22 protein-coding genes and 1 pseudogene are annotated in these 18,955 nt (G+C 42.0%); 9 read left to right on the top strand and 14 right to left on the bottom strand.

Features of this window, described 5'->3' with window-relative positions; translation table 11 throughout:
• Positions 1-2 precede the first annotated feature (2 nt).
• The gene (locus VB693_RS26495) at positions 3-542 is read left to right on the top strand and encodes a late competence development ComFB family protein (RefSeq protein ID WP_190702289.1); all 540 of its coding nucleotides are present in this window, start codon (positions 3-5) and stop codon (positions 540-542) included.
• Positions 543-642: 100 nt separating this feature from the next.
• Here the strand turns inward: VB693_RS26495 and VB693_RS26500 are convergent.
• The 4 genes and pseudogenes from VB693_RS26500 to ndhC form a co-directional block, all read right to left on the bottom strand.
• A pseudogene (locus VB693_RS26500) lies at positions 643-834 on the bottom strand (transposase); the annotation flags it as partial.
• A gap of 324 nt (positions 835-1,158) precedes the next feature.
• Complete coding sequence (locus VB693_RS26505) at positions 1,159-1,686, bottom strand: NAD(P)H-quinone oxidoreductase subunit J (RefSeq protein ID WP_190702292.1); 528 nt, start codon at positions 1,684-1,686, stop codon at positions 1,159-1,161.
• Entirely contained in the window at positions 1,679-2,416 is a 738-nt protein-coding gene (gene ndhK / locus VB693_RS26510) for a photosynthetic/respiratory NAD(P)H-quinone oxidoreductase subunit K (protein WP_190702293.1), read from the bottom strand. Before ndhK ends, VB693_RS26505 begins: the two co-directional genes overlap by 8 nt.
• The gene (gene ndhC / locus VB693_RS26515; RefSeq protein ID WP_190702296.1) at positions 2,407-2,769 is read right to left on the bottom strand and encodes a photosynthetic/respiratory NAD(P)H-quinone oxidoreductase subunit C; all 363 of its coding nucleotides are present in this window, start codon (positions 2,767-2,769) and stop codon (positions 2,407-2,409) included. Before ndhC ends, ndhK begins: the two co-directional genes overlap by 10 nt.
• Positions 2,770-2,964: 195 nt before the next feature.
• Here ndhC and VB693_RS26520 point away from each other — a divergent pair, with 195 nt between their 5' ends.
• The 6 genes from VB693_RS26520 (at position 2,965) to VB693_RS26545 (ending at position 5,340) form a co-directional block, all read left to right on the top strand.
• Positions 2,965-3,300 carry a rubredoxin gene (locus tag VB693_RS26520; protein WP_190702299.1) on the top strand — a complete coding sequence of 112 codons (336 nt, stop codon included), beginning with the start codon at positions 2,965-2,967 and terminating at the stop codon, positions 3,298-3,300.
• A 185-nt stretch (positions 3,301-3,485) separates the two neighbouring features.
• Entirely contained in the window at positions 3,486-4,508 is a 1,023-nt protein-coding gene (locus VB693_RS26525) for a photosynthesis system II assembly factor Ycf48 (RefSeq protein WP_190702684.1), read from the top strand.
• A gap of 119 nt (positions 4,509-4,627) precedes the next feature.
• Entirely contained in the window at positions 4,628-4,876 is a 249-nt protein-coding gene (gene psbE / locus VB693_RS26530) for a cytochrome b559 subunit alpha (RefSeq protein WP_190702302.1), read from the top strand.
• Between the two features lie 9 nt (positions 4,877-4,885).
• Positions 4,886-5,023 (top strand): cytochrome b559 subunit beta, encoded by a 138-nt coding sequence (psbF, locus tag VB693_RS26535; protein WP_011318656.1) that lies wholly within the window; start codon positions 4,886-4,888, stop codon positions 5,021-5,023.
• A 3-nt stretch (positions 5,024-5,026) separates the two neighbouring features.
• Positions 5,027-5,146 (top strand): photosystem II reaction center protein L, encoded by a 120-nt coding sequence (locus VB693_RS26540; protein WP_214438853.1) that lies wholly within the window; start codon positions 5,027-5,029, stop codon positions 5,144-5,146.
• Between the two features lie 71 nt (positions 5,147-5,217).
• Entirely contained in the window at positions 5,218-5,340 is a 123-nt protein-coding gene (locus tag VB693_RS26545; RefSeq protein WP_015139786.1) for a photosystem II reaction center protein J, read from the top strand.
• 114 nt (positions 5,341-5,454) lie between these two features.
• Here the strand turns inward: VB693_RS26545 and psaI are convergent, their stop codons facing one another.
• The 5 genes from psaI to VB693_RS26570 all read right to left on the bottom strand — a co-directional run bounded on the left by psaI (position 5,455) and on the right by VB693_RS26570 (position 10,550).
• A complete protein-coding gene (psaI, locus tag VB693_RS26550; RefSeq protein WP_323268850.1) occupies positions 5,455-5,565 on the bottom strand; it encodes a photosystem I reaction center subunit VIII in 111 nt (36 codons plus the stop codon).
• 110 nt (positions 5,566-5,675) lie between these two features.
• Positions 5,676-8,288, bottom strand: coding sequence for a hypothetical protein (locus VB693_RS26555; RefSeq protein ID WP_323268851.1), 2,613 nt, complete (start codon positions 8,286-8,288; stop codon positions 5,676-5,678).
• Between the two features lie 228 nt (positions 8,289-8,516).
• Positions 8,517-8,786 carry a hypothetical protein gene (locus VB693_RS26560; protein ID WP_323268852.1) on the bottom strand — a complete coding sequence of 90 codons (270 nt, stop codon included), beginning with the start codon at positions 8,784-8,786 and terminating at the stop codon, positions 8,517-8,519.
• A gap of 2 nt (positions 8,787-8,788) precedes the next feature.
• Positions 8,789-9,616: a hypothetical protein gene (locus VB693_RS26565; RefSeq protein WP_323268853.1), complete on the bottom strand. Its 828-nt coding sequence runs from the start codon at positions 9,614-9,616 to the stop codon at positions 8,789-8,791.
• A gap of 157 nt (positions 9,617-9,773) precedes the next feature.
• Entirely contained in the window at positions 9,774-10,550 is a 777-nt protein-coding gene (locus tag VB693_RS26570) for an RNA polymerase sigma factor SigF (RefSeq protein WP_190702315.1), read from the bottom strand.
• Between the two features lie 757 nt (positions 10,551-11,307).
• Here VB693_RS26570 and VB693_RS26575 point away from each other — a divergent pair.
• The gene (locus VB693_RS26575) at positions 11,308-11,658 is read left to right on the top strand and encodes a DUF6464 family protein (protein WP_190702318.1); all 351 of its coding nucleotides are present in this window, start codon (positions 11,308-11,310) and stop codon (positions 11,656-11,658) included.
• Positions 11,659-11,722: 64 nt separating this feature from the next.
• Here the strand turns inward: VB693_RS26575 and fmt are convergent, their stop codons facing one another.
• Complete coding sequence (fmt, locus tag VB693_RS26580) at positions 11,723-12,733, bottom strand: methionyl-tRNA formyltransferase (RefSeq protein WP_323268854.1); 1,011 nt, start codon at positions 12,731-12,733, stop codon at positions 11,723-11,725.
• Between the two features lie 844 nt (positions 12,734-13,577).
• Here fmt and VB693_RS26585 point away from each other — a divergent pair.
• Positions 13,578-14,843: a hypothetical protein gene (locus tag VB693_RS26585; protein WP_323268855.1), complete on the top strand. Its 1,266-nt coding sequence runs from the start codon at positions 13,578-13,580 to the stop codon at positions 14,841-14,843.
• A gap of 355 nt (positions 14,844-15,198) precedes the next feature.
• On the opposite strand, the gene minE is transcribed toward VB693_RS26585, so the two are convergent.
• From minE to VB693_RS26605, 4 genes are all read right to left on the bottom strand, one after another.
• Complete coding sequence (gene minE / locus VB693_RS26590) at positions 15,199-15,495, bottom strand: cell division topological specificity factor MinE (RefSeq protein WP_323268856.1); 297 nt, start codon at positions 15,493-15,495, stop codon at positions 15,199-15,201.
• A gap of 32 nt (positions 15,496-15,527) precedes the next feature.
• Positions 15,528-16,334, bottom strand: coding sequence for a septum site-determining protein MinD (minD, locus tag VB693_RS26595; protein ID WP_190702347.1), 807 nt, complete (start codon positions 16,332-16,334; stop codon positions 15,528-15,530).
• 46 nt (positions 16,335-16,380) lie between these two features.
• Complete coding sequence (gene minC, locus VB693_RS26600; RefSeq protein WP_323268857.1) at positions 16,381-17,454, bottom strand: septum site-determining protein MinC; 1,074 nt, start codon at positions 17,452-17,454, stop codon at positions 16,381-16,383.
• A gap of 129 nt (positions 17,455-17,583) precedes the next feature.
• The gene (locus tag VB693_RS26605) at positions 17,584-18,930 is read right to left on the bottom strand and encodes a four-carbon acid sugar kinase family protein (RefSeq protein WP_323268858.1); all 1,347 of its coding nucleotides are present in this window, start codon (positions 18,928-18,930) and stop codon (positions 17,584-17,586) included.
• Positions 18,931-18,955: the final 25 nt, after the last annotated feature.

Below are 18,955 nucleotides of genomic sequence, written 5' to 3' on the forward strand. Positions count from 1 at the left end.
TTATGAGTATTGAAAAAATTGTAGAACAAGCTCTCCAGGATGGTTATCTCACACCAGCAATGGAAGCAGAAGTTGGACGCATCTGTGATAACGCTTCGGAACTCTCGATTGAAGAGTATATGGCGTTGGATAAATTGATGGGGGCATTATTAACTGGTGAGGTAGTGGCAGTACCTCGCAAACAATTCATTAACGTCATGGAAGAATTGGTATTGAGTGAAGCGATCGCCCGCGTAGCGGAAATTGAAGCCACCAGTGAAAGTTCCATAGATGTGGGTGATATCGCCGCCTATGCCCTCAACCGTCTTCCACCCTTATATGCCACCACAGAAGAAGGTGCTAACTACCAGCGTCAACGCGCTAAAGCTGAACTGCAAGAATTAATTTCTCAGCAAGTTCATGAGGCTATCAACCGTAACCTCGACCAACCCAACGAGAACAAAACAATTTTCACTAAAACTACTGGTAACGAGGTATTGGATCGAGTTAGTAGCTTATTGCAAGTCTATGCACCTAGCTTTGAGCAAAAATCTGCAACTTAAATTAATAGTCAATAGTCAATAGTCATTAGTTTTGAAATAGAGGCTTTTGACTGTGGACTATTGACTATTATTATGGTTCTTCAGTACATAGTATGCTTAACTAATAGTTAAAATGCCAATTCAATAAGCATCTAACTCGGAAATTCTCAAAGTTTCTAAATCCATAACCGGAACGTTTAATCAACTTGATCTTGTTATTAATACCTTCCACAGCACCACTATTTGTCCCATTATCAAAGTAAGCAATTATCTCATCAAACCAACGGATAATAGTATTGTTACTCTTGGGAAAACGTTTTTAAAAATACTGGTTTCTCACCGAAAGGTAAATCTTTCACAATGTATCGATGAGGTCAAAGGTTTTACTAAAGATTTTATACTTTTTAACCTTTGCAGCTAATAATTTAGCATAGTAAGTACTGAAGAACCAAATTGTTTTAGTTAAAGGACAAGAAAATTTCCAAGAAGTATCAGTGGATTTAGATACTCATATCTACGCCTCTGCCTCTAACCACCCCCAAAAAATATTACCCCTCTCCGCCGCCGGAGAAGGGTTAAAGATGAGACATTAAAATTCTCACTAGCTGACACTCAGCAATTAGGACTTCAGTACAACCTAATAAGCATCCTGCAACTCGTAGAAATCAGGCGAGACATAATCCTTCCGCAAAGGCCAACCCACCCAATCTTCAGGCATCAAAATCCGCTTCAAGTTAGGGTGTCCTTCGTAGATAATGCCGAACATATCGTATGATTCGCGTTCCTGCCAATCTGCCGTTTTCCAAATCCAGTAAACAGAAGGCACTACAGGGTTTTCCCGTGGTAAGAATACCTTCACCCGTATTTCTTCAGGTCGATCAGCATTATCACCTACTTTCACCAAGTGATACACACTGACTAAATCCTCTCCTGGCCCAAGGTCAATACCTGATTGAAACTGGAGATAATTAAACCCGTAAGCATATAGGGCTGTAGCGATAGGAAGCAAGAAATCTGGCTGGACTTTAATTATCTCTACGCCGTTCTTATCGGCTGTCAAAGACTCATGAGCAAAGCCATTTTCTGTCAGCCACTGGGAGATTTGACCGGCTGGGACTATAGCCTCTACCTCTGTTGGAACTGGTTTTACTTCTTCATCAGCCACGGCCTTGTTCCTCCTTCTGTGTCTTTCCTGTCAACAGCGCAGGTGGAACAGGCAAACCGATGGCTTCTGTTAATTCTTTGGGTGGGTTGAAGCGGGTTTCTGACTGCATATACTTACCAGTTAAAATTTCTGGCACTGGTTTCATATTATGAGTCGTGCTGTAGAAACGGTGGGTTTGTTTAATTTGACCCCGTTCCTGCATCGAATCATTAGCAATCTTCTTCCGCAGCTTAATAATTGCGTCAATAATTGCTTCAGGACGAGGAGGACAACCGGGTAAGTATACATCCACAGGAATCAGTTTATCGACTCCGCGCACAGCCGTGGGAGAATCAACGCTAAACATCCCGCCTGTAATTGTGCAAGCCCCCATCGCAATTACATATTTAGGTTCGGGCATTTGTTCATAAAGACGCACCAATTGAGGGGCCATCTTCATGGTGATTGTCCCGGCTGTAATAATCAAATCAGCTTGACGAGGACTAGAACGGGGAATTAATCCGAAGCGGTCAAAGTCAAAACGTGAGCCAATTAAAGCTGCAAACTCAATAAAGCAGCAAGCTGTACCAAACAGCAAAGGCCACAGACTAGAAAGCCTCGCCCAGTTATAGAGGTCATCAACCGTAGTCAAAATTACGTTTTCTGACAGGTCTTGAGTGACTTTAGGACGCTCAATGGGGTTGATGATGCGCTCTTTGTCCTGGGTGGTTAAATTAGAATCTAAGACCATTCCAAAGCTCCTTTACGCCAGGCGTAAACTAGGGCGACTACAAGAATTGCAATAAAAATCAGTGCTTCAATGAATGCCAATAACCCCAGACGGTGAAAGGCTACCGCCCAAGGATAAAGGAACACAGTCTCCACATCAAAGACTACGAAGACTAGAGCAAACATGTAGTAGCGGATGTTGAACTGAATCCAGGCCCCTCCGATGGGTTCCATCCCAGATTCATAGGTGGTGCGACGTTCCAGGCTGTTACCCGTGGGTCTGAGAAGCTTGGACGCAGACAGTGCTAAGGCAGGAACTAGGCTACAGATAATGAAAAAGCCTAGAAGGTATTCGTAACCGCTAAGGACAAACACAATGAATATCTACCGCTTATAGTGTAAATAACGCTGTTACTTTCTTTTACATTATATCTGTTTAGTTTTTCTGAAATCTGTGAAACAAACGGATTTCAGGTATTTGATTCATTTGTCAGGGTGATAGAAAAGTCTAACGAATATGTCATAATTTTTAACGTATATTTAATAATTCCTCTCTGCGAGACCTGAGTCATGAGCGAACAAGCTGTTGAAACTACAGCATTAGACCGCTACGAGTGTCGCGCCTGTGGTTATGTTTACGAACCTGAAAAGGGTGATGATAAGCATGACATTACTTCAGGGACACCTTTTGTAGAACTACCAGTAAATTGGCGTTGTCCTGTTTGTACGGCTAAAAAAACTGCTTTCAGCAATATTGGCCCAGCAGGCACAGCATCCGGTTTCAAAGAAAATCTCAGTTATGGTTTAGGTGTAAATACCCTAACCCCAAATCAAAAAAATCTCCTGATTTTTGGTGCTTTGGGTCTTGCCATTTTGTTTTTTATTAGTCTCTACGGCTTGCAGTGAGACTGGAGGCAGGGAAGCAGGGAAGCAGGGGCGCAGTGGGCAGAGGAGAAAACTATACTCAGCACCGGCGAAACGCCGCGCTACTGCTAACAACACTCAATCAGCTTTTTCTACTCGATAGGTAAACCTTTTAGAGAAACCTTACACAAATTTAGAAACGAATACAAAAAAATCTCATGAGATCGATGGTTATTGTGAAAAGTTGGCAGAAAATCTTTGTTTTGTTGATGGTCGTTTTCTTGTGTATTGGTTGTAGTAAAGTTCCATCTACAAGCTACAACCCTTGGGCAGTAATTTCTGTGCCAACTAAGGCAAAACTACTAGATATTGGCTTTACTAACAATCCCCAACATGGTTTCCTTGTTGGTAGCAACACCACTCTTTTAGAAACTAGAGATGGTGGTGACACTTGGCAGCCTCTGAAATTGGAATTAGATGATGATCGGTATCGCTTCGATTCAGTAAGTTTTGCTGGACAAGAAGGTTGGATTGCTGGAGAGCCTTCTTTGCTACTGCACACCACGGACGAGGGTCATTCTTGGTCACGCATTCCTCTAAGTTCTCAGCTACCAGGTAATCCAATTTCTATTCATGCTTTGGCTGAGAATACAGCTGAAATGGCTACTGATGTAGGCGCAATATACAAAACTACAGATGGTGGCAAGAACTGGAAAGCTCAGGTAGAAGCAGCCGTAGGGGTGGTACGTAACTTAGAACGTTCTGCTGATGGCAAATATGTAGCCGTTTCTGCTAAGGGCAGCTTCTACTCAATTTGGGAACCAGGACAAGATGCTTGGGATCCTCATAACCGCAACAGTTCCCGTCGGGTAGAAAATATGGGATTCGCTCAAGATGGGCAGTTGTGGTTACTAGCAAGAGGAGGTCAGGTACAGTTTAGTGACCCGACTAAACCAGATGAGTGGCTAAAAGCTGAAACTCCTGAACTGGCTACTAGTTGGGGTTTATTAGATTTGGCTTATCGTACACCCGACGAACTTTGGATTAGTGGCGGTAGTGGCAATTTACTCATGAGTACCGATGGCGGTAAAACCTGGGAAAAAGACAGAGATGTAGAAGCAGTTGCTGCTAATTTTTACAAAATTGTGTTTTTACACCCAGAACAAGGATTTATCATTGGCGATCGCGGGGTATTGCTAAAATACCAACCCAATATGGCTAAATCTGCCAAAACAGCAGCAGCAGCTTAGTGATAATCTAGGCTTTCAGTATCTTCCTGTTTTATGAGAAGCTAGTTGCAACTTGTAACTCTTTCTAAACTTTGTAGGATAATAAACTCAATAACATTTTTGTAAAGGTGGGTATCTAAATGTCAGGGACTACTGGAGAACGTCCGTTTTCCGATATTGTTACCAGTATTCGTTACTGGGTAATCCACAGCATCACCATTCCAGCATTATTTATTGCCGGTTGGCTATTTGTCAGCACCGGGCTGGCTTATGATGTGTTTGGCACTCCTCGCCCTAATGAGTATTTCACGCAAGCACGGCAAGAAGTGCCAATCGTGAACAATCGTTTTGACGCGAAAAAGCAAGTTGAACAACTTATTGGAAATTAGTTTGAAATCATGACTAGCGGCAATAACATCAACCAACCAGTTACCTATCCTATTTTTACGGTTAGATGGCTTGCAGTGCATACATTAGCTGTGCCTACCGTATTCTTTTTGGGCGCGATCGCCTCAATGCAATTTATTCAACGGTAAATCATGGAAAAAACGCCCAACCCGAATAATCAGCCGGTAGAACTGAACCGGACTTCTCTGTACCTAGGACTACTACTAATTTTCGTGCTAGGGATTCTGTTTTCCAGTTACTTCTTTAACTAACTGGAACTCTGGTTTTGAATCTGGGTTTATTGAACCTGTGTTGATTTTTTATTAAGAGAGGAGGAAAATCTGTGTCTGCTGGAACTGGGAGAATTCCCCTGTGGGTCGTCGCTACGATCGCAGGTTTAGGTGTAATCACTGTTGTAGGTATTTTCTTTTATGGGGCCTACGCTGGAATCGGTTCTTCGATGTAATTGGAAATTGAACCAATTGATCTAGCACTTGTTTAAAAATTGTCATCAAAAAGCCGCCTATCTCAAAAAGACAGGCGGTTTTTTAATTATTGATTAGTCAACCAATCAAGTTAATTAACCAATATCATCGCGTTCAATGTATAACATCATGAACGCCATTGCTACTGCTGGAAAAACTAAACCAGTCAGAGGAACAAAGATAGAGGGCAAAAATGAAGCTGCCATAGTAAAGATTCCTGTTAAGTTACACTACAATTCAAGACGAGCTTACTGCAAATTCAACCCGATTTTTTTAAATTCTCAAGATTTTTAACACAGATTCATTCAGGGAGTGATCAAAGACCAAATAATTCGTCTAGTTGTAAATTTGGCAAGTCTGGAGGAATTACAGTCCGGAATACGGTAACTTTGTGACTTTCTTGTTGAGTAGCCCTGTTTAACGCGATCGCCTCTATGCGAATTTCTAAGCAGCCAAAAGGAATATTCAAGGGAATCATCACTTCCATTCCCCCGGAGGAATTAGGTAATAATTCTGTCAGCAAGTGAGGGCCATCTAGCAACCAGCGCGTTTGACAATCTTCCACCCATAACTTAGCCACAACCTGTGGTGGCACTTTAGGTAGTTCCACGCGCACCCTGATAGAATTACCAGCAATCAGTTCACCTTCAGGTACGTGCAGTTGAGGAATTGGCAAAGGTTCGATGGGTTCTTCACTCAGGGACGTAAAAATAGATAAACTGGTCATTGATGGATTCTCTACTTGAGAAACATAGCTTTTGCTTAAATCCACCTCTTCCTCAGTAAATATATCATCTACAACAATTTCTTGGGCTAACCAAGCTAGAGTTGTCTCGATTTCCTCCGCAGGTGATAGTTGTGGTGCAGAAATTGTTGTCGTGGATTCTGGTTCATATTCTTGATTTTCTATCTCCTCTACTCCTAAAGCCTCTGTTTCTGTAATAGCTGCGGCTACATCTGCCCTTACTGCCAAAGTTGTAGCCTCATCACCAAAAGTATCAGTCTCTGTGATTGCTGTTGCTACATCTCCACTCACTTCCAACGTTGTAGCCTCATCACTCAGAGTAGGCACAGGTAGTTTCTCAACTGTGATCTGATGGTCTAACACCTCTGGGTCTGAATATTGTATTTCTGTGGCTTCAGGCAAGGTATAGCCTTGGCTCTGCATCCATTTTCTGATCAGAGGCGATGAGTAGGAAGGTGGTAAATTAGGTGTTTCCTGGACAAAATCATCACTTATTTCTGAGGTTGCCAGAGTTTCTCGTTCAGCGTTAGCAGCAGGGATTAATTTTGGAGTTGGGATAACTTCCGATTCGCCTAGGAAATCATCCGTAAATTGAGCCTGATCATTCCCATATTCTTCAGTATTTTCCGCTATTTGTAAATCTATTTCTGGTAATATCTCAGCAGCTTGAATATTTAAAGTCTCGGTAATTTCGCTATTCACTGCTTCAGTTTCAGTAGCAGCAGGTTGTAGGCGTTTTAGGTAGGGAAAACTACTGCCCAGCATCCGCGATCGCCGATTTTTAATCACCAATTGCTCCAAGTTAATGGGAGCAGGAGTCATGGGAACTGTAATTTCATCCTGTGTGATCACAGGGGTTTCTAGATTAGCTTCTGCTATTGTGTCCTGACTAGCAATGGGCTGCGCCCTATCTAAAGTAATCGCATCAGTTTGATTCTCAGGCAATTTCGGTAATTGTAACCCACGAGAATCAACAGGTTTCTTGATTGATAGCAGTTCCATTGATCCTGGTAGGGAGATATTTGGAACTGGATAGGTTAGCTGAGATGGCGCAGTTGAAGGAGTTTTCACCAAATTGAATAATTCCAAATCAAGGCTTATTGATGGTTCAACCGTTGATATGGGTGGGGTGCTAGTTTCATAACTAGATTGGGTTGTTGTCGTAACTGCCAACAATTGTGTGACATCTGCTGTAATTGTGAAGGACTGGCTCGCTAACAGTGTTACTTCCCCAGCATTCGAGACAGAGCCATACAAATTAATATCTGCCAAAATTAGCTTTGATTCACACTCAGCCGGAATATCAATTGCAGAACGGAGAGTAAAAGGTAGTGCTTGATCTCCTAAAGATTGCCGTATCTGGGTCAAAACTTCCAAGCTTTGAGGCGATCGCAATTCAATCTTCAACTCCAAATCATAGAAATTTTCTGGCTTTAAATTTTCATCTACCTGGTTATTTGCTTGTAACTCCACATTCCCGTGAATGGTGAGTACGTGTCCCCAACGAGTAATATAAGTTTCCCGATCTAAGGTCAAAACTAGAGGGCATTGTGACTTTTGTGGTGGAGATTCCTCAACTTTTTCCTCTGCGATCAAGGGGTCAGAGGTGGGTAAAGCTAAATCAATTAAATTTTGTAAAATCTGCTCGGCTGTTTCACCTTTCACCCAAACTGGGTTAGCAGGTTCATCTATCAATGCTTCTTGATCTAGAGATGTAGCTAAAATTTGACTCTGGGGAGCAATAGCTAGTTCTGTAAACTCATGAGATACCAAACTACTCTCAGATGGATCATGAAATGATCCCGGCTCTGTATAAACACCCCGCTCGTGTACTTCCTGGGATAATACTTGTAAATAAACACCATATTGCCAGGATTGTCCTAACATATCCGACATCAAATCCCCGGAACAGCGCAACTCCCAAATCCCCGGTTTGAGGTAGGTAAAAGGAATAACCGCCATTAAGCCGTCCGAGTTAGTACGACGTAACCGCTTCTGAATGCGTCGTTTTGGTGGTGTTTCCTGGTGGGAAAAGTGAATGACGCGTACTTCTATATCCGTATGAGGAAGTTGTGACAGAGCCAAAACCCTATACCGACCTTCAAGAATCTCTGTGCTTGGCGATTCTAGAGATTGCCAGGAGCGATCGCCCTGTTTCTGAATCAGAAATTGCCAGTGTTCCATTGTAAGTGATGCCCAGACCGAAGAGCAGCTGAGAAATTTTTTGCATTATATTGCTAGCAAGTTTACCTCAGCAATCTGTAATTGCATCACTGTAATGTAATTTTTTGATTCAGATAGTGATACTTTCTTATAAATAATTTAAGTTGGGTTCAGGCAACTCCCACCCAACACAACATCAGGATAGAGTAGATTCCACTCATCCTGATCAATACCAAATATAGCTAGACTTCAAGATTTACTCAAAACGTCAAATACTATACTGTACTGTTTTTGGTAGTAAGCCAATATTTGCTGCACACGTTGCCGACTCTCAACATTAGAGTTTGCTGTCCAAGAAATATACAAGCCAGCAATTTGACTTTGATGGTAGTCAAACTGCTGAGAAGTCTGGGGGATTAAATCCACCTCTACCCCTGCAACTTGACACAGATGGGCTGCTAACTCTCGATATACTGCTAATGGTAAACCAGCAAACTCAATTTTTTCTTTAGTCTCCATCCTTATGAAACTCCAACACTATCAGTATTTGAGGTAGGTGTTGTCACAGAAACAGAATTTGTTGTCGCAGGTGTTGTACCTGTTGGTACTTCACCTACCGTTCTGGCAACCTCTATACCGTATTGTTCCAGAATTACAATCGGATTAGAACCTTCATTCATTTCAATTCGTTTCACCAAAACACCATTTGCCAGTCGTTGTCCCGCTTCCACATAACGACTTGTTAATTCATTGGGTATTTTGATAATTGCTTGGGGTGCTTTACCAATAATGACAACCCCTGTCACCATCACAGCTTTTGCTAAATCAGGCTGTGCTGGCGGCGGTAAAACTGAAACTAAGGTGGGATTAGGAACTACCTGCGGTAAAACTTTAGGTAAGACAGGAGTTAAGCTAGGTGGCTTTGCTACCCGCGCTAAATTGTTTTGAGTCGAAGTAGTTTTATTGGTGCTGGTATTTCCCTTCTGCGGTTTAGTCGCATTGGGTAAAGGGGGTAAAGAAGGAACTGGTTTAGCGGTGATAGTTTGTGACATTTCGGGGACTGGTTGCCCGACAATTTGGGCAAATGGGTCAATCCGCCCTTTGGAAACTAAAATTATCCGTTCTGTAGCATTGGTAGGTTGAATTAAGTTGGAGGCTGCCCCTGTCGGCTTTGTTGTTTGCTGACCAGACACTACAGGATTATTAAAAGATTGCGCTGCTGCTGGTGATTTGGCAACAGGTGTTGCACTGGGGATAGGATTAACAGCTTGTTGTGTATCTTCTGAAGCGCATCCAGCGATCGCTACAGTCAGAATAGCTGCAATTACGATTTTTGATGTTCTGCCCATTAGCCGTTCTCAACCGCTATAGGAAATGATTGATCGAAACCCACTCTGCTGATATTTCTAGCAAAGTGTTGTTCTCTTTATAACCTAATTTTTTACATTTTAGGAGTTATTTTTAGCACTAAAATCTCAGGATAAATACTGTTGACTTGATGAGAACTTAATCTTCTGCCGTACACATCAGATGTTTTAACAAATCCAATCCTTTCTTGACCCTGCGAGAAACAGTAACTACGCTAATCCCCAAGTGTTCTGCTACTTGTTTTTGTGTCAAATCTTGTAGAAAGACACACTCTAAGACTTCACGGGTGCGTTGTTCTAACTGAAATAATGCTTGTTGTAAGCGAATCTGATCTTCTTGTGCTAGTTGAAAACTGCGGTAGTGGTGATCTGGAACTAACTCTCCCAGACTAGTAGATCCTTCTTCACCATCTTGTACTGGAACATCTAAACTCAAAGGCGCACGGTTTACCCAAGCTAATTTGATTTCTTGCCATTCGTTGGGAGAAATTTCTAGTGCTGCTGCTAATTCCGAGTCAGTAGGTTGGCGATTGTATTTGACTCGCAAAGAACGAGAAACCCCTATTGCCCGTTGTTGCAGTGCTAAGTAGCGTCTAGGAATCCTGACTGTCACACCTTTATCTCGAAGATAGTGTTGGATTTCACCCCGAATATAGGGAATGGCAAAGGAACTAAAAGCATGACCTTTGGTCAGTTCAAATCTTTCAATCGCTCGAATTAAACCCAAGCAACCAACCTGAACTAAATCATCATAGTTTTCATGGCATTGATTTATCCAGTAGTGAGCTTCTTTTCTCACCAGACCAAAATTGAGTTTTACCAGTTGATTGCGAACAGTTTCTGAGCGAGATAGTTGATATTCTCGCAACAACTGCCAAATTTCGGACTTCAGTTCATTGGTAGTTAAAGTAGGCATAGCACCGCGTTTATTTAATTAATTAATAAACAATCAATTTCTGACTTTTAAACAAGGCTTTTAGGGCGCGATATCAAAATAAATATCGTGCTATATAGTCCAGGAAAATTTGTAGTCGTTGACAGGCTTAAAATTTATATGATCAAAATACTCAAGGACTGACAATCGAGCCAAATTTCAATGAGCGAAAATAGTTTTGTCTTTTGTATTTATTCTTTGTGTTTGATGCAGCTTTATTGAGCTACATAAAGATAAAATATATAATTTTTGGTTAAATTAAAAACCGAAATTGTACTTAATTATTTGTGAAATAATTAAGTGTGACTATTCAATATATTTGGGTAAGTTACTGACCCTTAATTCTCAGTAAAGCTACTATAGTAGATTCATTGGTAACTGTCTAATTTATCAAAGAGTTTATAAAAAAAATCTTCTGCTTTTTCCCTTTCTCTGCCGGTATCTGTTCCAAAGCAAGTTTAATCCCCTTGATAATTGCTACTAACTCAGCAGCATCTAAAAGTTCCTGATAAGATTCTGCATTGTGAACAACTAACTCTGCTTTTCCAACTGAAAGTCTACAGTCAATATTTCACACTTGCCTTGACGGTATAACCCATTGAGTCGTTGGATTAGTTGCGATCGCTAGACCCAACCTGAGAAGAAATGTAGGCAGCCGCTAACTATAATCTGAATCAAGTAACTCCGGGTAGGCTGCTGCGATACTATTTTTATCATGTAAATCACATCACATAAAGTTATGGAGCCAGACTCTTTACCAACTGAGGTCATTCTGACCCATCCACGTTGTTCTCTCGGTAAAGTCCAACTAGACTGGACACCTCAACCCGGAAACTATCTCGACTTGGAAGGTAAAACCTACGCGGTTTTAGAACGCCGCCATAGATATCAATTAAAATCAGGACGTTATCGCTTGCATAATATTGCCCTCTATGTACAGTCTGCTCAAAGACCAACAGAAAAAACTCTCATAGCAGGGCGTTGGGTAGTTGGGGATGCTACCTGTAGATATAATGCCAATTCAGAAATTATTCGCTGTGCCGTAAATCCTGATGGACCTTGCGAATCTTGCCGTTTTTATGAGCAGTGAGTTGTGAGTGCCGATCGCAATCTAGGCGATGATCACCTGTAAATCTCCTTTAACTCCACACATCCTAACTGCCATTACCTAATACTTCTCCTACAGTTAAGCGCGTACCATTAACGAAATCCCATCCTGATTGGGGACGTTTGCCAGCTAGTTGCACTTCTCGTAACAGTAGCAGACCTTCACCAGTTTGAGCGACTGCGCCAATTCCTTTGGCGATGCTTACTATCTCCCCTGGACTACCTGATCCCGATATATTCGCTAAATCAGGTAATTTTTGAAATACTTTTTGCATTTCTGGTGGTAGTTCGTCTCTGTAAGCAACGTCAAGGGAAAGGGTAGCTGTAATTTTCAGAGTTTGGTCACGAAAGGTAGCTGTGCAATTGGGGTAAAATCCTCTGATTTGGTTATGCAGTTGCATCGCGCTCTTTGACCAATCTAAGGCATAATCTTGTTTTTGAATTAAAGAGGCATAAGTTGCTGTGCTATCATTTTGTGGGATTGGTTGAATTTCCTGGCTTTTTAGTTTGAATAAGGTTTCTATTAATAAATCACCACCAATTTCAGATAGCCTGCGGGCTACATCGTCAGCATTATCTAACAAGCCAATGGGTGTAGTTGCTTTGAGTAGCATTGCGCCAGTATCCATACCTGCATCCATTAACATGGTTGTGATGCCGGTTTCTGGATCACCATTGTATAAACACCATTGAATAGGTGCAGCACCCCGATATTGGGGCAGAATCGAGCCATGCACATTCACACACCCGAATTTTGGCATATCCAAAATTTTCTGCGACAAAATTTGTCCATAGGCAACTACAACAAACACATCTGCATCTAGTTGCTGGAGTTTTGTTAAAGTTTCAGCACTTTTTTTGACTCGTTGCGGTTGCCATACCGGGATGTTATGGTTGCTAGCAAAGACTTTTACGGGTGAAGGTGTCAGTTTATTGCCTCGTTCTCGGCGTTTATCTGGTTGGGTAACAACTGCCAAAACTTGCAATTGTGGGTGATGCAATAATTTTGCGAGAGTGGGAACAGCAAATTGGGGTGTCCCAAAAAATACAATTTTCATGAATTAGGCGATAGTCACTAGTCAATAGTAAAGTGTTCAGCCTAAAGTGTGTACAATCATGAATAACTGTATTACCCATGACAAAATCCAAATTTTCTTGATACACTTATAATTGAGTTTCCTAGCCGAAAAGTGGATGTTAACTGCATCTGTAGCTAATAGAGTTCACAATTTGGCTACGTCTACCAAATAGCTCTTAGGAAATATTAGACCTGTTTAGCCTCAAAAAAGTGTAGTTGCTTTGCTCTAAAGCTCAGTATTATCGCGATTGTGAGAGACGCAATCAGAATTTCTGCCCTAGGGTAGATGTTAATTGTGTTTTTCGAGTATTATATGTTGTGCGTCAGCTTTATCTAATTTTGAAGTAACGCTTCACTCAAACCGCTATCGGGGTCTGTACTGTTGTAGCAAGTGTTAAACAGAATAGCCTTCTCTGGCTAACTCTGTTGTTACCCTAACCCCAACAGTTTAGTTTATAGATGATCTACCTTTGGGCTATTGATGTCTTTAGTCCGACATATATTTTTATTCATCTTTGGGCAAAAATAGCTTTTGTCTGTTTTTGGTCTTAAGTGCCGACAAAAAAATTTGATTTTAAGCAGTAGCTTAGTAGTTAACCTGCTGGTATTTTTTGTTGGCAAGGTTTCAGGAAAATCCCTTAGTTTGAATAACAAAAAGTAAATTATGAAGCTTGATATAAGTAAACATCTCCAAATTTATAGAAATTGTGTCTTGATATTCGCTAAACCCTGAAGTTTGTTGTTATACCTGTAATCAAGACCTGCTTTTTTGTCAGATAGATATTGCTCCTTACACAGCAACCGCCCCTCTGGAGAGTCCACCCATGCTTAAACCCCTCTTGCTGTCAGGATGGTTCCGAGTGCAACCATTTTTCAATTATTTTGTTGTTGTTATACTAATTGCTCCGTTGGTTGCTGCTTCAGGTCACTCTAGTTCAGCAAGACCATCGAAAGTAGTAGCAAAAATTACGGCTGAAACTGGAGAGTCTGACACCGTATCCCAGGACAAAGCTGCTATTAGTGAATCAGAGTTAGCTGAAGTATTAACAGTAGCCCCCATAGACTCCAACACCAGAGAACAGGAGATTACACCACTAGCAATTGCGCCGCCAATATTACCAGCAGAAAATATTTCTGAATCTTTATTAGCTAAACAATATTCTGATTTTAGTAGTGAGAGTGCTGGTGTTGATTCATTGGCATCTGTAGAACTTGCACCATCAGTCACTACCAAACGAACCAAAAAAATTGCTACTCTCTTGAGGGAGACGTCTGATAATAACTTATTGGCAGCAGTTCAACCTCTACCTACTCTGCCAGTACCTTCACCGGATGCTGCGGAAGACACACCTGTGACTCAGCCACAACCTGAAGACACTTCAGAACTGCCAACTGATCCCATAGGTAGTCCTCATCCGATTCCCTGGAAATGGATTGTCAGCACTCAGGAAGCTATTGGTTCTAAAGGTATGACTGGCGTGCGCCATTACCGCAGTGTCCCTGTAGTATCTCCTGATGGTAAGTTTGCGGTTTATAGCAGAGTACAGATCGAAGTTAAACCCGAAATGTACAACACGAAAGTTACTAGTGTTTTGTTTGTAGAAGAGAGAGAAACCAAGAGATTACGGGTGATGGCTTCTACAACCACCTTACACGACCCACTAGTAAATACCCAGCAGGCAGAATCAGCAGATCAAGTTAGTACAGATGGAAAAATAGGGGTATTAGTGCCTGTTAGTTGGTCAGAAAAAAGCGATCGCTTCTTAGCACGTAGGTTTGAAGGGGTTTTCAATACAGGCGATTCTACAGATCAGGCGGTAATTTGGGATCGGCAGAAAAACCAAACCAACACAGTTGCTCCAGCGCAAAATGAAGATGAGCATGAAAAAATTGCTGTGTTGTTAGGCTGGAGTAAAAACGAACCCGATCATGTCCTGTTCCGTGCTGGGGAAATGGGGGAAGAAAACTGGCCTTTGGTGAAAGTAGCTGTTGACGGTAAAACTGGATCTACTACAGATGCCGATCAGCCTGTAACTTTTGGTGACAAGCTGACAGAAATTTGGGCAGGGCCACAAGTTGCATCTCGTTAGGAGATAGTGCTGAGTAATGAGTGCTGAGTAATGAGTGCTGAGTAATGAGTGCTGAGTAATGAGTGCTGAGTAATGAGTGCTGAGTAATGAGTGCTGAGTGCTGAGTTCTGATTCAAAAAGCATTTTTATCAGGTAGATATAAATGTAATAAATTACATAATAATGGGATGGGAATCTATCTTTTCTAGCCTCTATTTCTAGGCTGGAAACTTATGTAATAAATCGTACTAAGGATGCCATGAAACTCTGTCTGAACTCAGCAGGGTGTTCAAAGATCGGCTAACTCTAACATCACTCACTACTCACTACTCACTACTCACTACTCACTACTCACTACTCACTACTCATTACTCATCTAAGGCGTTTCACTCCTTTCCAATTCGGGTATAGCTTCTTTGACTCGCCGGATGGGTAAATTAGCAATTAAAGCTGTGGTGCGTTGATTGCTTTCGAGGGCAAATTCTAGGGCATCTGTATCTACTTCTACATAACGACAGACTATTTCTAAAATTTCTTGCCGCATTTTTTCTAGAGTTTGAGGATCTAAATCAGCGCGATCGTGGGCGATTACCAATTGCAGACGGCGTTTGACTTGAGAGCGACTGGTATCAGGAGTGCGGGAAAACAGCTTATCTATTAATTCGAGGATCATTGCTTGTAGGTGTGCGGAGACTGGAGAATTAGTTAAACGATTTTAGTACGTAACAACTTTCGTAGACGACTGAATATGTTCTCTGGAGGTGCGTCAAGGTCGAGAAATTCGACTGTTTCTCCTTCCAATCTCCGAGCAATGTTCTCAAAGGCTACAGCAGCTAGAGAAGGTGTATCCCCTAATACTAAAGGTTCGCCGCGATTGGTGGAGACAATCACACGCTCATCATCAGGGATGACTCCAATTAAGGGTATCGCTAGCAGTTCTTGGACATCCTGCACGGACATCATATCATTAGCCCTGACCATTGCAGGTCTGATGCGGTTGATGATCAGGTGAACGCGTTTAATACCTTGAGCTTCTAATAAACCAACTACTCGGTCAGCATCGCGCACAGCAGAAATTTCTGGTGTGGTGACAATGAGGGCTTCTTTGGCTGGAGCGATCGCATTTTTAAAACCATTTTCAATCCCAGCCGGACTATCAATGACCACATATTGATACTTTTGCGCCAGTGCATTCACCAATAACTTCATCTGTTCTGGTGTGACAGCATCTTTGGTACGGTTTTGGGCTGCTGGTAAAAGTACCAGGTTTGGTTGACGCTTATCTTTGACTAATGCTTGTTCTAAACGGCAATCTCTAGACAGAACTTCTACTGCTGTGTAGACAATACGGTTTTCTAGACCTAACAGCAAATCCAAATTTCGTAGACCAAAATCTGCATCTACTAGGGCAACTTGACGACCCATTTTGGCTATAGCCATGCCCAGATTTGCCGAAACTGTAGTTTTACCCACACCTCCTTTACCGGAGGTAATGACAATGATACGAGTCATGATACAAGTGTGCTGGATGAGGGTTAAAGAATTATATTAAATGTATTTATGGTGCTTGATTGATCCTATTTAAAAGGTTTCTGGAAAAATCATTAGCTCTGACGATGCGAATTCCTCTAGAGGTGATGTGTGCCACTTCTGGAAAAAATTGCGTCGGTAATTTTTCTGGCGACCTAGCCACAGCATCAGCAATTCGCAGCTGGGTTGGTTCCATATGCAGTGCCATAATTAGACACTCACTATTGCCAGATGCACCAGCATGGGCAATACCCCGGAGACGACCCCAGACGATGATATCTCCATCTGCCAATACCATACCACCAGGATTGATATCTCCCAATAAAATTACTGTACCGGGGTGACGAATTTCCATCCCAGAACGGATTGTCATTTCCAGATATAGGGCATCAGCTTGGGGTGTAGCAGTTGCTTTCGGTTCTGAAGAGAGAATAGTTTCTGGCTGTAATTGTTCTACAGAATAACCCGATGTGACTGCTGCGATCGCTGTTTGTCGCCGACTAGTTGCTACAGATTTGAGTTGCAGTTGCACCTCACCAAAGGTTTCAGCGAGTTGTTGTAGTTGTCTCGTATCCAAGAGACGATCATGTGCAATTAGATGCACAAACGTATTTGGTGTACGCAGGCGATCGCCTGCCATCAAGCGAAATTTTAATTGTTGCCAAATATCAGACCAAGCAAACTCTGTGGCAGGTACTTGTAATTCTGTCGGTAAAATTACTAACAGTCTCCCCTCTTCCGTCTTGAAGTGGACTTGAATATCATTTTTGACTTGATTCTCGACGAAATCAGTACCATCAAGATTCAATAAATCCAAATTAGACTCGACATTTTCTGTTTTGGCAACTCTTGATTCTACATCACTAGGAGTAGAATTTGGCTGTTCATCTGGTCTTGCAGCCTGATGTTCGCCATCACCAGAGTCAGAATTGGACTTGAGATAGAGAAGCACAGAATCTAGCTCGGCATCAGGAATAATGGAATTAGATTCTTCCTGCAAATTGGCAGCATTTACATTATGAGCGGTACTCTTGGCAGTAAATTCTGCATCAGATAGTGCAGAATTTTGCTCTAAATTGGGGATAGGAGAATCAGAACTCATGCAGCTTCAGCCAAAATTAAACAAATACACCCGGTAATTCGTAATACCCTACTGCTAGGCTTACACCTCCGTAGGAAATGGTATAACTACCAATATTAGACTAGTTGCAAAATACAGCAACGTTTTTACTTAAGTATTTTTAGTTAATCTTTTGTAAACTGTCCCCAAAGCGTCAGCATTTCCTACATTACCGGGAAATAGAACTACTGGTAAGTTGGGAAACTGGGGATGATCGGCTGGGGTAATTACCATTGAACACCCTGCTAAAATTTGACCTAGTAATCGGGCTGATCTTAATTCCAAGCCTGTACTCAAGACATCATTGGAAGTAATCCCACCTTTGCTAATCAGAAAGCCAATATCAGAGGGTAAGCCTTGGACAATATCCATTAATAATTGGGAAACTTTAATCCCAAATTGTAAGCGGGTGGTGACATTAGCAAATGTGAGTTCCTGACGACTGGTATAAACTACTGGGGTTTTACCTGAATTGTGTAATTGATGTATTGTATCGAGAATCTCACTGAGGAGTGTAGCAGCTGCGTCTGTTTGTTCATCTAGTAACCGTGATACATTTACCTCAATTCCCACAGTTCCCGCTACTTTTAACAACGATTCTAGTTGCTGCGTAGTCTTTTTAACATGAGAACCTACAATCACTGCACCGGGTTTACCTTCACGCACGTACTCAGCCATGTTTTCGGCGGCGATGGGTTGGGGAGGTAAATCCGCTAAAGCTGTTAAGATACTGGCTGCACTACGGAATAGAAAGCGTTTACCTTGACTGGCGGCGGCTAATATATCTACAGCAAAGCGATTGAGATCCGCTTGAGTTTCACCATCGACGACACAGCACTGATTACCTGTGAGTTTAAGTAAGCGTTCTAAGCTCCCAGCACGAATATCAGCCAGTACAAACCTTTCTACTGCTGATTCTGGAATGCGTCCTTTGGTTTTTTCTTCCACATACTTCGGTAAGTAGCTGTGATGGTAGCCGAAAACTGAATCACGGGCAAACTCAGTTTCGTGAACGGGGGTAGGTACACCATCGATAATGAGGTAATGCACACTGTCACGGGTAATGCGTCCCCCTTCTGTCAGAGGTGTTTCACCAACAAAGAAAGCTGGTACAAGAAAATGTGCGTCGAATGAACCTAGTTCTTGGGCGATCGCATCAGTTTCAATGGGATAATGTCCCCGCAAGGTGGAATCAGAACGACTCACCACTAGAAAATCAGTCACACCCTCAGCCGCTAAAGCCACCTTTAAGTTTTGACATACTTCCTTTGTTACCGATGTAGCTGACTCTGGAGGTAAGGATCGAGTATTTGTCAGGACAAAGAAAATCGGCGAATCATCCCGTAACCCCAGGCGTAAAGTTTCCACATCCCAACGCATTAGCAGCAAACAGCTGTGGACTGTTTGAGAACCGGTAGGATCATCATCTAAGACGATTATTTTGGGTTTGTTACTCATGGAATTCAAAATTAGTCATTAGTTT

Source organism: Anabaena sp. UHCC 0399 (assembly GCF_034931465.1).
Lineage (GTDB): Bacteria > Cyanobacteriota > Cyanobacteriia > Cyanobacteriales > Nostocaceae > Trichormus > Trichormus minutissimus.

What these genes read in the sequence shown, in the direction of transcription:
- minE (WP_323268856.1), bottom strand. Translation starts at nt 15,495, where the DNA reads ATGATCCTCGAATTAATAGATAAGCTGTTTTCCCGCACTCCTGATACC.
- minD (WP_190702347.1), bottom strand. Translation starts at nt 16,334, where the DNA reads ATGACTCGTATCATTGTCATTACCTCCGGTAAAGGAGGTGTGGGTAAA.
- VB693_RS26570 (WP_190702315.1), bottom strand. Translation starts at nt 10,550, where the DNA reads ATGCCTACTTTAACTACCAATGAACTGAAGTCCGAAATTTGGCAGTTG.
- VB693_RS26605 (WP_323268858.1), bottom strand. Translation starts at nt 18,930, where the DNA reads ATGAGTAACAAACCCAAAATAATCGTCTTAGATGATGATCCTACCGGT.
- fmt (WP_323268854.1), bottom strand. Translation starts at nt 12,733, where the DNA reads ATGAAAATTGTATTTTTTGGGACACCCCAATTTGCTGTTCCCACTCTC.
- psbF (WP_011318656.1), top strand. Translation starts at nt 4,886, where the DNA reads ATGACTAGCGGCAATAACATCAACCAACCAGTTACCTATCCTATTTTT.
- psbE (WP_190702302.1), top strand. Translation starts at nt 4,628, where the DNA reads ATGTCAGGGACTACTGGAGAACGTCCGTTTTCCGATATTGTTACCAGT.
- VB693_RS26575 (WP_190702318.1), top strand. Translation starts at nt 11,308, where the DNA reads ATGGAGCCAGACTCTTTACCAACTGAGGTCATTCTGACCCATCCACGT.
- VB693_RS26585 (WP_323268855.1), top strand. Translation starts at nt 13,578, where the DNA reads ATGCTTAAACCCCTCTTGCTGTCAGGATGGTTCCGAGTGCAACCATTT.
- VB693_RS26560 (WP_323268852.1), bottom strand. Translation starts at nt 8,786, where the DNA reads ATGGAGACTAAAGAAAAAATTGAGTTTGCTGGTTTACCATTAGCAGTA.
- psaI (WP_323268850.1), bottom strand. Translation starts at nt 5,565, where the DNA reads ATGGCAGCTTCATTTTTGCCCTCTATCTTTGTTCCTCTGACTGGTTTA.
- minC (WP_323268857.1), bottom strand. Translation starts at nt 17,454, where the DNA reads ATGAGTTCTGATTCTCCTATCCCCAATTTAGAGCAAAATTCTGCACTA.
- VB693_RS26495 (WP_190702289.1), top strand. Translation starts at nt 3, where the DNA reads ATGAGTATTGAAAAAATTGTAGAACAAGCTCTCCAGGATGGTTATCTC.
- VB693_RS26565 (WP_323268853.1), bottom strand. Translation starts at nt 9,616, where the DNA reads ATGGGCAGAACATCAAAAATCGTAATTGCAGCTATTCTGACTGTAGCG.
- VB693_RS26555 (WP_323268851.1), bottom strand. Translation starts at nt 8,288, where the DNA reads ATGGAACACTGGCAATTTCTGATTCAGAAACAGGGCGATCGCTCCTGG.
- ndhK (WP_190702293.1), bottom strand. Translation starts at nt 2,416, where the DNA reads ATGGTCTTAGATTCTAATTTAACCACCCAGGACAAAGAGCGCATCATC.
- VB693_RS26520 (WP_190702299.1), top strand. Translation starts at nt 2,965, where the DNA reads ATGAGCGAACAAGCTGTTGAAACTACAGCATTAGACCGCTACGAGTGT.
- VB693_RS26525 (WP_190702684.1), top strand. Translation starts at nt 3,486, where the DNA reads ATGGTTATTGTGAAAAGTTGGCAGAAAATCTTTGTTTTGTTGATGGTC.
- VB693_RS26540 (WP_214438853.1), top strand. Translation starts at nt 5,027, where the DNA reads ATGGAAAAAACGCCCAACCCGAATAATCAGCCGGTAGAACTGAACCGG.